The sequence below is a fragment of the Salegentibacter salinarum genome, assembly GCF_900168115.1.
Taxonomy (GTDB): Bacteria; Bacteroidota; Bacteroidia; order Flavobacteriales; family Flavobacteriaceae; genus Salegentibacter; species Salegentibacter salinarum.
In genome coordinates, this window is sequence record NZ_FUZC01000011.1 from 1 (window position 1) to 13324 (window position 13324).

Sequence of the window (13324 nt, forward strand, 5' to 3'; positions counted from 1 at the left end):
GGCAGATATAAAAAGCCTGCTGAGAAACATAGATCGCTGGTACCGTCGACGTCTAAGGATGTGTATCTGGAAACAATGGAAACGCATCCGCACGAAAGGAAAGATGCTTATCAAGCTTGGCCTGAACAAGTGGAAAGCGTGGGAATATGCCAACACGAGGAAAAGCTACTGGCATACAGCTAACAGCTTTATCCTCAAAAGGACTATTACCATCCACAGACTGAGACAGGCTGGTTACACTTCTCTTCTGGACTATTACCTTAAAGTTAGAACGTAAATTAGGGAACCGCCCAGTACGGAACCGTATGCTGGGTGGTGTGGGAGGACAGGTAGGGAAATAATCCTTACCTTTCTACCCGATCAATTTAAACAACTACCTCTGGAAAAGTGATAGGAGGTATCAAAAATAAACTTTAGCAATTTCGATGTAGTACATCGGAAAATAAAAACCCATTTAATGGGATTTAAAAATAAAGCGATGCCAGATTTCAATAATCTTTATTCAAAACTTCCTGCCGGAAAAACCAGTATATTTTCTGTGATGAGTGGTTTAGCAAGAAAACACAATGCAATAGATCTTTCTCAGGGTTTCCCGAATTTTGAAACCGACAATCATCTAAAAAAATTGGTTTGTAAAGCTATGAAGGACGGGTATAACCAGTATCCTCCAATGAATGGTATTCCCGAATTAAGGGAACAAATAGTTGCTAAAGTTGAAAACCTCTACGGAAAAAAATATAACGAAGCTTCTGAAATTATTTTTACCGCCGGAGCCACCCAGGCTTTGTATTGCGCGATAACCGCATTTGTTCATCCCGGCGACGAAGTAATAGTTTTTAAACCGGCATACGACTCGTACGAACCCGATATTAAACTAGCCGGTGGAAAACCCGTTTTAATTGAATTAAAAGGAAAAGAGTTTAAAATCGATTGGCAGGAAGTTGAAGAGAAAATTACTTCCAAAACCAGGATGATTGTTATCAATACGCCCCACAATCCTACGGGAATAATTCTTTCAAAAAAGGATATGCAGCGGCTTGAAAAGTTATTGAAAGATACCAATATCATTTTATTGAGCGATGAGGTTTATGAGCATCTTATTTTTGATAAAGAAGAACACCAAAGCGCTTCCAAATTTACCGGTTTAGCTGAAAGAGCTATTGTTTGTGCTTCCTTCGGAAAAACTTTTCATAACACCGGTTGGAAAATGGGTTACTGTGTAGCTCCTGAAGTTTTGATGAAAGAGATTATCAAACTCCACCAGGCCACTGTTTTCTGTGTAAATCACCCGATGCAGCGTGCTTTTGCTGAATATTTGAAAAGCCCTGAACACTATTTGCAACTCGGTGATTTTTATCAGGAAAAACGCGATAAATTTCTCAAGCTGATGCAAGGCTCAAATTTTAAAGGCACACCTTCAAAAGGAACTTATTTTCAGGTCATGGATTATTCAGCAATTATCGATGAACACGATGTAGATTTTGCAAAAAGATTAATTACCGAAAAAGGAATTGCCACAATCCCGGTTTCTGTATTTCATAAGGATGGAAAAGATGAGCAACAACTGCGTTTCTGCTTCGCCAAAACCGATGAAACCCTGGAGAAAGCGGCTGAGATTTTGCATAAATTATAAAATAATATCACGTCATTCTGAACTTGTTTCAGAATCTAATATTAAATGAAAACATACTTTTCTTATAAAGAAAAGTGTTTCAAAAAACGTCATTACGAACGAAGTGAAGTAATCTCAAGCTTTAATACTATAGTTTACAGATTACTTCGTGCCTCGCAATGATAAAGCTTTTTTTTGCTCTGAATTCCTATGACTATAAACCTCCAAAATCACACTTTTGAACTCCACCCAAGCGGTGCTGCCTTCTGGAAGGAAGAAGGCATCCTCTTAATTAGTGATGTACATTTAGGGAAAATCTCCCATTTTAGAAAATTTGGAAGCGCCGTGCCCCATAAAGCGATTAATGCCAATTTTTTAAGATTAAGTGAAGTAGTGGGGAAATTTCAGCCAAAAATAATCTGTTTTCTAGGCGATCTTTTCCATAGTGATCTAAATAGTGAATGGAAATTGTTTGAAAACTGGCTCAGTTTTATTGAAGCGGAAGTCATTCTTATCGCAGGGAACCACGATATAATTTCCCCCTTAAAATATGAGGAATTGGGAGTGAAAATTCATTCAGAATGGCAATTGAATGGATTTTTACTGACTCACCATCCCGTAAACAGGGAAGGATTTTTCAATCTTTGCGGGCATATTCATCCGGGTTATCGACTTAACGGGAAGGGAAGACAAAGTCTTAAATTACCTTGTTTTTTTAGAAAAAAAGATCAATTGATTTCTCCTGCTTTTGGGGAATTTACCGGGAATTTTATGATGAAATTAAATGAAAATGAAAATGAAAAAGCATACGCAATTACCCAAAATGAAGTAATTTTAATAGAAAACAGCTAAAATGGAAAAACGTCTCGCAGTTCTGAATTTTATTTCGGTAATATTAATCATTGTCGTGAGCTATATTTCCCAAACCGGCGTAATTAACGGCAACACGATGGGAAGTATTAGCGCCGAATATTATAACCTATTTACACCGGCAGGTTATGCCTTCGCTATTTGGGGAGTTATATTTCTTTCGCTTATTGCTTTCTCCGGGTATCAGCTGTATCAGGCATTTTCGGCAAAAAAGAATTTGGAATTTTTAAGGAAATCGGGCTATTGGTTTTTAATCGCTAACCTGGCCAATGCCGTCTGGGTTTTCACCTGGTTGTATGAACTTACTGGACTTTCAGTTGTATTAATGTTTTTAATCTTATTCTCGCTCATAAAAGTAATCCTGAATACCAATATGGAACGTTGGGATGCACCTGTAAAGATTATTTTTTTAAGTTGGTGGCCTATATGTTTGTATTCCGGTTGGATTGCTGTGGCAACTATCGCCAATGTTTCTGCTTATTTGGCGAAGATTGGATGGACAGCGCCATTTTTTGGCGAAGAGCTTTGGACAGTTATTATGATTGTCGTGGCCGTGTTCCTTAACATTGCTATGATATGGCGTAGAAATATGCGAGAATTTGCAGCGGTTGGAGTTTGGGCATTAATCGCTATCTATTTCAGGCATTTCGCTGAAATTCCACTTATAGCTTATTCCGCATTAATTGGTGCTATTGCTATTTTCTCGAATATCGTTTATCACGGTTGGTTGAATAAGGAAACGAGTCCTGTGGCCAAAGTCATGAATAAATCCTGATTCCATAGAATTATTATTATCTCGATTTTTTACACCATTCCCTTAATATCGCTTGCCCAGCTTGGATAGGTAAAAATCATCTTTTTTAAAGTTTCGCAATCGAGTTCTCCACACATTGCCATCACAAACATATTTATTATTTCTGAAGCTTCCGGTCCCACCAGATGAGCGCCAAGAACGAAGCCGGTTTTTTTATCAACCAGGGTTTTATAAGCGTATATTTTTTCATTAATATGTTTTGCGTTAAACCAATTGGGAACTAATTTATGTTCCAGTGAATAGTCATACCCCTGTTCTTTAGCTTCTTTTTCTGAAAGTCCGACCGAAGCCAATTTAGGTAAGGTAAAAACCACCGTTGGTTGAGGTGGATAATGAGCTTTTTTGGGTTCTTTTTTACTTAGTAAATTTGCTGAAACTACTTTGGCTTCCTGGGAAGAAAGCGGGGTTAAGGGCAGGCCTTCACTATCTGAAACATCCCCGCAGGCATATACATTTTTATTCGTAGTATTTTGAAGAAATTCGTTTACTGTAATTCCTTTTTTAGAAAAAGCCACATTTCCTTGTTCCAGGTCTAAATCTTCAATGGAAGGGACACGACCAGCGGTATTAAAAACAATTTCAGCCTTGGCCGAAATTTCTTTTCCATCCTGATTTGCTTTTACTCTGTAATTCTTTTGAAGTTTCTCAATTTCATTTACTTCCGCATTAAAAATAAATTTTATCCCGAGATCCTCTTCAGAAACCTGCTGGATGTATTTCACCATATCTTCATCAAAGTTAAACAAGGGACGAGGAGCAAAATCCATCATCGTGACTTTTACTCCAAAGCGTGCCGCGATATGGGCAAATTCCATCCCAATATATCCGGCACCTATGAAAATCATTGTTTCTGGTAATTCTTTTAGATCAAGAAAATCTTCGCTAAATAAGGCGTGTTCTTCACCGGGAATTCTCAACGGCATAGGTATACTACCAGTAGCGATCACAATCTTATCAGCGGTCACCGTTTTTCCTTCTACAGAAAGCGTATTTTTATTTAAAAATTTGGGAGATTGATGGTACAATTTAATATTAAGAGCAGCAAGGTCTTTTTCTGTAGCCGCGGGAATAGCATCTACAAAAGTTTCTTTAAAAGCCATTAAATGGCTCCAGTTTACTTCCGGCATTTTGGTGATCCCTTTTCCCTGCATTTTAGTGGCTCGATCTAAAATTTCGGTAAAACCTACCAGTACTTTTTTAGGATCACATCCACGATTGGGACAGGTGCCACCGTACTCTCTGTTATCGGCAATCGCGACTTTTAAGCCTTCGTTGGCAAAATCTTTGGCTACACCTTTCCCGGCGGTTCCGGTTCCTATTACAAATACATCAAAATGCTCAAATGCCATAAAAATTGTTTCTGACAGCAAATTAGGCATCTGTAGTTATTTTTGCTGTTATGGAAATGGTAAATCTTAAAATGAATAAATTTGAAAATTCTAAAAATTAAACTTATAAATTTATTAGTCTAATTATAGAGATTTATGGAAGTGGTAGAACTAAAATAAACGGTGCTAAAATATGTAGATGAAGCCGATGAACGCCTATTGGAAATGATGCTTTCCTTGGCCGAGAATTACGGAGATAAATCATCGTCAGTTCTTACCGAGGAAGATTATCAACAAATGGATCAACGAAGATTAGATCATCAAAACGAAAAAAGCGAATCATATTCCTGAGATGAAGTTCGACGAAAAGCTAAAAATGCTTTGAAAGAATGACTTTTAAATTCATAATAAAAGAAGAAGCCAATTAGAAATAGTTGAAGCTTTTCTATTTTATGAAGAAAAACAAGAAGGTTTAGGCGAGTCCTTTTGGATCACCTGGATTCCTATTTTACGTGGATAAAACACTATCCTTTCCATTTTTCAGAGAAAAGAAAACCATTTAGGGAAGCCGTTATTAAACGTTTCCCATACCTTGTTATTTATGAAGTTTTAGAGAATAAGTGATTGTGTGTTCCTTATTTAACACCTGGCAAAATCAATTAAAGAAAAATAGGTAAACCAACTAACGTTAAAAAATTGTTGGGGAGTTGCGGGGCAAAATTTCTGCAATTATCTTTGCGCCAATGAGTAAAACTATTATCGCCCAAAGCTTTGCACAATCCCCGCAACAGCAGGAATTGAGGGATTCCCTTGCCTATTCTGAAAAAAATCGGACTAAAATTCAACTTAAAGGCCTTATTGGTTCTTCGTTCTCTTTTGTTACTGCTAATGCGTTTAAAGAAGCCGAAAAACCTTTTTTGCTGATTTTTAATGATAAAGAGGAAGCTGCCTATTATTTAAACGATTTGGAGCAACTGGTAGGAGAAAAAAATGTACTTTTTTATCCCGGTAGTTATCGACGTCCCTATCAAATTGAGGAAACCGATAATGCCAATGTGTTATTAAGGGCCGAGGTTTTAAACCGAATCAATTCCCGTAAAAAACCGGCTATAATCGTTACTTATCCCGATGCTTTATTTGAGAAAGTCGTTACCCGAAAAGAGCTGGACCGCAGCACGCTTAAAATTTCTGTGGAAGATGAACTTTCTATAGACTTTGTGAACGAAGTGCTGTTTGAATATAAATTCAAGCGGGTAGATTTTGTAACTGAACCAGGCGAATTTTCAGTGCGTGGGGGGATTATAGATGTCTTTTCCTTTAGTAACGACGAGCCATACCGGATTGAATTTTTTGGCGATGAAGTTGATAGCATTAGAAGTTTTGATGTAGAAACCCAGCTTTCTACAGATAAAGTGAAGAAAATTTCGGTGATGCCGAATGTGGAAAACAAGCACCTGGACGAAATAAGGGAAAGTTTTCTAAGATATATTTCAGAAAAAACGGTGGTTTTTGTGAAAAATCTCGATTTACTCACAGCCCAGGCCGATAAACTTTTCAGTAAAGCCGAAGAAGCTTTTCAGAAACTTTCGGAAGAAGTAAAGCACAGTGAACCTAATGAGCTGTTTTGTAATGGCCAGTTAATTAAAGAGCAGCTAGAGCTTTTTTCAGTGGTTGAATTGAGTAATCAGGCATATCTGGAGCCTGAGAAAAGTATTGCATTCCAAACCAAACCACAACCTTCTTTCAATAAGCAATTCGATTTATTGATTGAAAATTTAATTGAGAACCAGGAAAACGGCTATACCAATTATATTTTTTGTGTTAGCGAACAGCAGGCGAAACGGTTCCACGATATTTTCGACGATCAGGAACAAAAAGTAAAATACCAAACTATAACCTTAGCCCTTTTCCAGGGTTTTATAGATGAAACAGGTAAAAATGTCTGCTATACCGATCACCAGATTTTTGAACGTTATCATAAATTCCACCTGAAAAATGGTTATGCCAAAAAACAGGCGATTACGCTTAAGGAACTTACCAACCTTGTAGTAGGCGATTATGTAACCCATATTGACCACGGAATTGGAAAGTTTGGCGGCCTTCAGAAAATTGATGTGGAAGGTAAGAAACAGGAAGCTATTAAGCTTTTCTATGGAGAACGAGACATCTTATATCTCAGCATTCATTCGCTACATAAAATTTCAAAATACAACGGAAAGGACGGTAAGGAGCCCAAGATATTTAAACTGGGCAGTAACGCCTGGAAAAAATTAAAGCAGAAGACCAAGGCTCGCGTAAAACACATTGCCTATAATTTAATTGAACTTTACGCCAAACGCCGTCTGCAAAAAGGCTTTGCCTTTGGCCCCGATTCTTATCTGCAGCACGAGCTGGAAGCTTCATTTATTTATGAAGACACACCAGACCAAAGTACTGCCACCCAAGCAGTAAAAGAAGATATGGAAAACGAGCGCCCCATGGACCGTTTAGTTTGTGGGGATGTTGGTTTTGGGAAAACCGAAGTCGCGATTCGAGCAGCTTTTAAAGCGGTAGATAACGGAAAACAGGTCGCGGTTTTAGTGCCTACCACAATTTTGGCTTTTCAGCATCACCAAACTTTTACTGAACGTTTGAAGGATTTTCCGGTTACGGTAGATTATCTAAACAGGTTTAGAACTGCGAAAGAACGCCGCGAAACCCTGGCCGACCTAGAAAGCGGAAAAGTAGATATTATTATTGGTACGCATCAATTGGTAAATAAAGCCGTAAAATTTAAAGATTTGGGATTACTGATTGTAGACGAGGAGCAAAAATTTGGAGTTTCGGTTAAAGATAAGCTCAAGACTATAAAAGAGAATGTAGATACGCTTACGCTCACCGCAACGCCTATTCCGAGAACGCTTCAGTTTAGTTTAATGGCCGCGAGGGACCTTTCTACCATTACCACACCGCCGCCAAACCGTTATCCGATTGAAACTAACGTTATCCGTTTTTCCGAAGAAACAATTCGGGATGCGGTTTCATACGAAATCCAGCGTGGCGGGCAGGTTTTCTTTATTCATAATAGGATTGAAAATATTAAGGAAGTCGCCGGTATGATTCAGCGTGTGGTTCCCGATGCAAAAATAGGTGTGGGTCACGGCCAAATGGAAGGGAAGAAACTGGAAAGACTGATGCTAAGCTTTATTAATGGCGAATTTGATGTGCTGGTTTCTACAACAATCGTAGAAAGTGGTCTCGATGTGACCAACGCCAATACTATTTTCATCAATAACGCGAACAATTTTGGGGTTTCCGATTTGCACCAGATGCGCGGAAGGGTAGGGCGAAGTAATAAAAAGGCATTCTGCTATTTTATTACACCGCCATTTTCAGTAATGACTGAAGATGCCCGAAAACGAATTAGCGCCCTGGAACAGTTTTCAGAACTGGGAAGTGGAATAAATATCGCGATGAAAGATTTGGAAATTCGTGGCGCCGGAGATTTACTTGGGGGCGAACAAAGCGGATTTATTAATGAAATTGGTTTTGATACGTATCAGAAAATTCTGAATGAAGCTATTGAAGAGCTCAAAGAAAACGAATTCCAGGGATTGTATAACGAATCGGAGAATATTGAAGACAAGACTTTTGTAAAAGATACGCAGATTGATACCGATTTTGAGATTCTATTCCCCGATGATTATATCAATAGTATTACCGAAAGGCTGAATCTTTACACGCAACTTAATAAAATCACCACAGAAGCCGAATTACAAAAGTTTGAAGCTGAATTGGTAGATCGTTTTGGTGAATTACCAACCCAGGCAGTTGACTTATTAAATAGCGTTAGAATAAAATGGATCGCAGCGAGTATTGGCCTGGAGAAAATCATTTTAAAACAGGGAAAACTGATAGGTTATTTTATCTCCGATCAGCAATCCAGATTTTACCAAACCAATACGTTTACCAAAGTGCTACAATACGTACAATCCCACAGACATAAATGCACGCTGAAGGAAAAGAAAACCCGGAACGGTTTGCGTTTACTATTAACTTTTGAAAAGATTGCTTCAATTGAAAGTGCTTTAAAAGTTTTAGAACCGCTGGATTTTAGGGTTAAGGAAGAGGTCGAAAAAGCTTCCTAAAATCTCCCCCTCCTTTTTAAGGAGGTGTGGCTGATAGGCCGGTCCTGGTTAACCCTTCCGTCATTCCTTCGGAATGCCACCTTCGCCGGGAAAAGGAAGAATTTTATAAAATATTAGACCTCACAAGTTTTAGAAACCTGTGAGGTCTTTCTTTACATCATTCCGAGCTTGTTTCGGAATCTAAGTTGTTATTTCAAATTGCTATCTGAAACTCATACTCCAATACATCCACTAAATTCACCGAACTTATCTTCTTTCCTTTTGAAATTCCCTGGTGATCAAATTCCGGGAGGTTTAAGTTCATTTTTCTTGCGGTTTTAGTGTAATAATCTTCTTTGGTAGGATGCTGTGGAAAGGCAGCGTTAAAAATCTTATTCCAGGCTTCTTTTGGAATAATTTGATTTATAATTGCTATACAATCTTTCTGGTGAATTAGGTTTACCGGTGCTTGTGGATTCTTAATTCCGGTTTTATTGGCCAGGTATTTTACTGGATGTCTTCCCGGACCAATTAATCCGCCGAAACGAATAACTGTTGTTTGAAAATGCTCATTATTCAGCAACATTTTTTCTGAAGAAATAAGTTGTTTTGCAGCTTCTGAAGTTCCGTTGACTTCATTTTCCTCGGTGTATTCAGGGAAATCTTCTTCGTCTTTATAAACCGACGTCGAACTCACAAAGATTACTTTTTCAATCGGGGATTTTTCTATATAATCCATAATCCGACCTATTTTTCCTATGAAATCGGCTTCAGGATCACCGCGTAACCCCGGCGGGATATCGATAATTAAAATTTCAGAATGGGCTAAAAAGGAAGTTAGATCGCCCTGAACACCTTCGGTAAAAACTTTAATCAAGTAAGGCGTGATGCCTGCATCTCGCAATTGCTGCATCTTTTCCTGGCTGGTTACCGAGCCTTTTACTGTATGTTTTTCTGCCAGCTTTTTCGCCAAAGGCAAGCCCAACCATCCGGCTCCTAATATTGATATGTTCATAAAGTTCTATGCTCGTTTAAAGTTTGGTTTGTCATCAAGCTGATTTCAGCATCTAACACGAGATTATGAGCATCAAGTAAGATCCTGAAATATCCCGAATCTTTGGGACAGGATGACGTTAAAAGTACATTATATAACCTCCATTTAATAAAAATATTCGTGTTTTCGGGCTAGAAACCCCTTACTCCAAAGCTACAAAACCAAAGCCTACTCCGGCCTTATTGTTTTCTTAAATATCACAGCATCGTTAAGCACAAAAGGCCGCGGAATCATTGTTTCCGGCCTTGGCGGTACGTTTAAGGCGTCGTTTTCCAATAAGTCATAACTTGATTCGTAAATTGTGAATTCCGGTTTTTTATCGCTTTTTAGACTGAATTCCAATCTTAGTGTATCTCTACTGGAAGCGTGGTAAGTTAGTAATCTTTCGTGCCAGCGCCGAGTGTGGATGTGAAATTTATCCTGCCCTAAGTAAACGCTATCCGCAGTTTTATTATTCACTTTAAAAGATTCAAAGTCGATTTCCCTATCTGCAAAAATTTCTATTCTGTTAATATTTCTATTAGGTGCGATCTTTATAAAATAGGAATTTATAGTTTCAGAAGAATCTGTTTTTTGCCAAATAATAGCGGGTTCTTCTAAATCGATTTCGGGGGCATTGGTTTTCCAGGTGAATCGGGATCCGTATTTACTACTAAGGGTATTAATTTCTGCAGGGGCAACAAGTGGATCTTCACCAAAATAATTTTTGGTCCATTCATCTGGCATATTATCGTAAGAATACCAGTTAGTAGTATTATTATCGGCATCGGCTAAATAAACCAGGGAATTTGGTTTGGGACGTTCTTCCGTAAAATCTGCCTTAAAATGTGCGATAATAAGGAGGATATTGAATGCTAAAAAGCAGGTAACCGCAATTTTTTTATTGCTTCTAAAATAGGCGAAAACTGGTAATAATAGCTGAAACAATAAAACGGTGAGTATGGCCGAAATAAACAGAATCTTTAAACCTAATGCTACCGGAAACATTTTGATAAACGGCGCCATAATAAAAACTGCGGGTAAGCTTAAAAATGCCATTAGCAGTGTATTTGGATTTTCCTGTCTCATCATTACAAAAAACTGCAGTAGCCCAAAAAAGGCAGGAATAATGAAATAGGCTGCACCTTTTAAAAAAAACGAAAGTATGGTGCAAAGCAACAACCAGAAAAATAGGGGCACTATGAACAGGTTAGCCCTATTTTCTATATGCCGAAAACGATAATAAGTAAAAAAAGCAATAAATAAGCTCAGTGAAATAAATGCTGCGATGTAATAGTACCCATTATAAGTAAAACCCTGTTCCATTTCGGAATATTCAGCATAGCTGAAAAGAAGAAATTTCCAAAGGAGAAAAACCAGTAAGCCTGCAAAGGCTAAACTAACCGTAAATGGAATAATACTTTTTAAAATCGGCTTAAGCTGAAGCCGGTTTTGGGTAAACCCATAGACCAGAATTATAAAAAACAATATAAAAGCAATAATAAGCATGGGAAAGATCCAGGAAAACGGATAACTAATAATTTCCCCGCCCGGAATATTAAAAAATAATACTTCTTTTTCGTCCTTCACTTCGATTAAATCGGCGTCCTTAAAATAATCAAGCAACGGCATTAAATAACTTCCCTGGTGCGCTAGGCTTTGTTTATCTAGATTCTTCGGTTTATCGGTGGCAGAGTGATAATCATAATGATCGTCTATAAACGCGAAATTATAGCCGGGAATATCGCCTTGTTCGCGTAAAATCGTTAGATCGGTATCATTGGGGAGCATTTTATAAACGCTGTAGACCAGCGAATTTGTAACAGGAAATTCAGGATTTGCTTCTTTAAAGGAATTTATAAGCCCCGTGTTACCTGAATTTGTTTCTAAAAACATAAAGGAATTGCCGTCGCTACCGCGAGCTTCAAAATTAAGCGCCAGTTTCGCGTCTTTTGCCCAGGGATGGTCTTTAATAAAAAGTTCGGCGCCGTTTAAACCAAGTTCTTCGGCATCGGTAAATAATATGATTATATCGTTCTGGTGCTCTTTATTTTTAGCTAAAAAAGCACGAATTCCTTCTAAGATAGTTCCCACACCACTCCCGGCATCACTGGCGCCAGGGGAAGAATGCGGATTGCTATCATAATGCGTCATAATTACAATGGCTTCCCCCTTGCCGTTACCTTCCAAACGGGCTAAAATATTTTGAGGACGAACCAGGGATCCGTTTTGGGTAAACGTATAATCTTCGTGGGTTTGGGCCTGTAAACCCATTTTTTGCAGTTCGCTGATAATATAATTTCTTACCCTGCTATGCGCTTCAGTTCCCACGTAGTGTGGTTTTTTCGCAATCGCTTCAACGTGGTTAAACGCGCGTTGGGTAGAAAAAGTAGTTTCGGGCGCATCTTCGGCTTCAATAGTTTTTGGCTGGCTGCTGTAAAAGCTAAACCAAATCGCCACGGCTATAAAAATGAGTGAAAAAAAGCGAGGTATATTTTTCAGCATAATTCAGAAATAACAAAAAGGGTTTACAGGATTTAAAGATACTTAAGATTTTAAGGAATTGGAATACAGGAAAGCATGCTTTCAGGATAATTAAAATTTCCCTATATTTAAGTTATTAGTAATCAAAAAATTAAGTTATGGGTATTAAAAGTTTTCAGGGAAAAAGAGCGGAGCCGGAGAAGCCGAAGAGTGCACCCATGTTGGTTAGAGATTATATGACTACCTCACTGGTTACTTTTAAAGAGGACGAAAATATTTTAGATGTAGCCGAAAAACTTACCAAAAATAAAATTTCCGGTGGGTGTGTTGTAGATGAAAATAATAAATTAGTCGGGCTTATTTCTGAAGGGGATTGTATGAAACAAATTTCTGACAGTCAATATTACAATATGCCTCTAGAAGATACTACTGTTGGCAAACGAATGACCTGTAATGTAGAAACTATAGACGGAAATATGAATGTGATGGATGCTGCAAAACTTTTTATTGAAAAGCGGTACAGGCGTTTTCCAATTGTTGAACACGGCAAACTTATTGGACAAATTAGCCAAAGTGATGTGCTAAGGGCTGCAGTACGTTTAAAAAGTAATAATTGGGCAGATTAATTGCGTTTTACCAAAGCGTAAATTCCATTTTCTAAAGGAAGATAGCCCTGGTCGTATACAAAATAATAGACCTTACCGGATTTGGTAGTATAAATACTGGTAAGGTATTCAAAATTAAAACCACGTGTTAGTAATTTATTTTTACTAATCGTGGTTTTTTCGTTTGGATTGAATTCTTCTAAAATTCGGTAATTTTTTCTAAGCTGGTTATTGACGTTTCTAACCAGGTTTTTCCTGTCTTTGTTGAGGTTGTTATGATGCGCATTACGGCAATAATCACTGCAGAATTTCTTATCTACGCGACCCACAATTTTTTCTCCACATTCTAAACAGGATTTTTCCATTTTTCCTCGCTGATCGAGATTTAATCTTTCAGAACTTAGTTTGAATTTGAAATTTTATTTCTAAATAATGTCTGTGATTTTATTCGAGACTTATTAGTTTTCATAAT

Annotated in this window: 11 protein-coding genes; 7 read left to right on the forward strand and 4 right to left on the reverse strand. The window is 37.9% G+C overall.

The genetic code is table 11. The annotated features are described in order from the left end of the window. Positions 1 to 28 precede the first annotated feature (28 nt). From B5X53_RS19660 to B5X53_RS13220, 4 genes are all read left to right on the forward strand, one after another. On the forward strand, positions 29 to 277 hold the full coding sequence (locus B5X53_RS19660; protein WP_394365770.1) for a hypothetical protein: 249 nt from the start codon (positions 29 to 31) through the stop codon (positions 275 to 277). A gap of 180 nt (positions 278 to 457) precedes the next feature. Continuing rightward, complete coding sequence (locus B5X53_RS13210; RefSeq protein WP_232764054.1) at positions 458 to 1633, forward strand: methionine aminotransferase; 1176 nt, start codon at positions 458 to 460, stop codon at positions 1631 to 1633. A 189-nt stretch (positions 1634 to 1822) separates the two neighbouring features. Beyond that, positions 1823 to 2464 carry a ligase-associated DNA damage response endonuclease PdeM gene (gene pdeM / locus B5X53_RS13215; RefSeq protein ID WP_079713698.1) on the forward strand — a complete coding sequence of 214 codons (642 nt, stop codon included), beginning with the start codon at positions 1823 to 1825 and terminating at the stop codon, positions 2462 to 2464. A 1-nt stretch (position 2465) separates the two neighbouring features. Continuing rightward, a complete protein-coding gene (locus tag B5X53_RS13220; RefSeq protein WP_079713699.1) occupies positions 2466 to 3257 on the forward strand; it encodes a hypothetical protein in 792 nt (263 codons plus the stop codon). Positions 3258 to 3286: 29 nt separating this feature from the next. Here the strand turns inward: B5X53_RS13220 and B5X53_RS13225 are convergent, their stop codons facing one another. Then, positions 3287 to 4675, reverse strand: a complete 1389-nt coding sequence (locus tag B5X53_RS13225; RefSeq protein ID WP_317042324.1) for a dihydrolipoyl dehydrogenase family protein — start codon at positions 4673 to 4675, stop codon at positions 3287 to 3289. A 132-nt stretch (positions 4676 to 4807) separates the two neighbouring features. On the opposite strand from B5X53_RS13225, the gene B5X53_RS19055 reads away from it, so the two are divergent. Beyond that, positions 4808 to 4975: a hypothetical protein gene (locus B5X53_RS19055; protein WP_157822078.1), complete on the forward strand. Its 168-nt coding sequence runs from the start codon at positions 4808 to 4810 to the stop codon at positions 4973 to 4975. A 392-nt stretch (positions 4976 to 5367) separates the two neighbouring features. Then, positions 5368 to 8751, forward strand: coding sequence for a transcription-repair coupling factor (gene mfd, locus B5X53_RS13235; RefSeq protein ID WP_079713700.1), 3384 nt, complete (start codon positions 5368 to 5370; stop codon positions 8749 to 8751). 193 nt (positions 8752 to 8944) lie between these two features. On the opposite strand, the gene B5X53_RS13240 is transcribed toward mfd, so the two are convergent. Together B5X53_RS13240 and B5X53_RS13245 are read right to left on the reverse strand one after the other, a co-directional pair. Continuing rightward, positions 8945 to 9745, reverse strand: coding sequence for an NAD(P)H-binding protein (locus B5X53_RS13240; RefSeq protein WP_079713701.1), 801 nt, complete (start codon positions 9743 to 9745; stop codon positions 8945 to 8947). Positions 9746 to 9952: 207 nt separating this feature from the next. Next, positions 9953 to 12268: a M28 family peptidase gene (locus B5X53_RS13245; RefSeq protein WP_079713702.1), complete on the reverse strand. Its 2316-nt coding sequence runs from the start codon at positions 12266 to 12268 to the stop codon at positions 9953 to 9955. A 137-nt stretch (positions 12269 to 12405) separates the two neighbouring features. Between B5X53_RS13245 and B5X53_RS13250 the strand changes: the two genes are divergently transcribed. Further along, complete coding sequence (locus tag B5X53_RS13250) at positions 12406 to 12873, forward strand: CBS domain-containing protein (RefSeq protein ID WP_079713703.1); 468 nt, start codon at positions 12406 to 12408, stop codon at positions 12871 to 12873. On the opposite strand, the gene B5X53_RS13255 is transcribed toward B5X53_RS13250, so the two are convergent. After that, entirely contained in the window at positions 12870 to 13217 is a 348-nt protein-coding gene (locus tag B5X53_RS13255) for a hypothetical protein (protein ID WP_079713704.1), read from the reverse strand. The two genes, B5X53_RS13250 and B5X53_RS13255, sit on opposite strands and share 4 nt — an antisense overlap. Positions 13218 to 13324 lie beyond the last annotated feature (107 nt).

What these genes read in the sequence shown, in the direction of transcription:
- B5X53_RS13245 (WP_079713702.1), bottom strand. Translation starts at nt 12,268, where the DNA reads ATGCTGAAAAATATACCTCGCTTTTTTTCACTCATTTTTATAGCCGTG.
- B5X53_RS13240 (WP_079713701.1), bottom strand. Translation starts at nt 9,745, where the DNA reads ATGAACATATCAATATTAGGAGCCGGATGGTTGGGCTTGCCTTTGGCG.
- B5X53_RS13255 (WP_079713704.1), bottom strand. Translation starts at nt 13,217, where the DNA reads ATGGAAAAATCCTGTTTAGAATGTGGAGAAAAAATTGTGGGTCGCGTA.
- pdeM (WP_079713698.1), top strand. Translation starts at nt 1,823, where the DNA reads ATGACTATAAACCTCCAAAATCACACTTTTGAACTCCACCCAAGCGGT.
- B5X53_RS13225 (WP_317042324.1), bottom strand. Translation starts at nt 4,675, where the DNA reads ATGCCTAATTTGCTGTCAGAAACAATTTTTATGGCATTTGAGCATTTT.
- B5X53_RS13250 (WP_079713703.1), top strand. Translation starts at nt 12,406, where the DNA reads ATGGGTATTAAAAGTTTTCAGGGAAAAAGAGCGGAGCCGGAGAAGCCG.
- B5X53_RS13220 (WP_079713699.1), top strand. Translation starts at nt 2,466, where the DNA reads ATGGAAAAACGTCTCGCAGTTCTGAATTTTATTTCGGTAATATTAATC.
- mfd (WP_079713700.1), top strand. Translation starts at nt 5,368, where the DNA reads ATGAGTAAAACTATTATCGCCCAAAGCTTTGCACAATCCCCGCAACAG.
- B5X53_RS13210 (WP_232764054.1), top strand. Translation starts at nt 458, where the DNA reads ATGGGATTTAAAAATAAAGCGATGCCAGATTTCAATAATCTTTATTCA.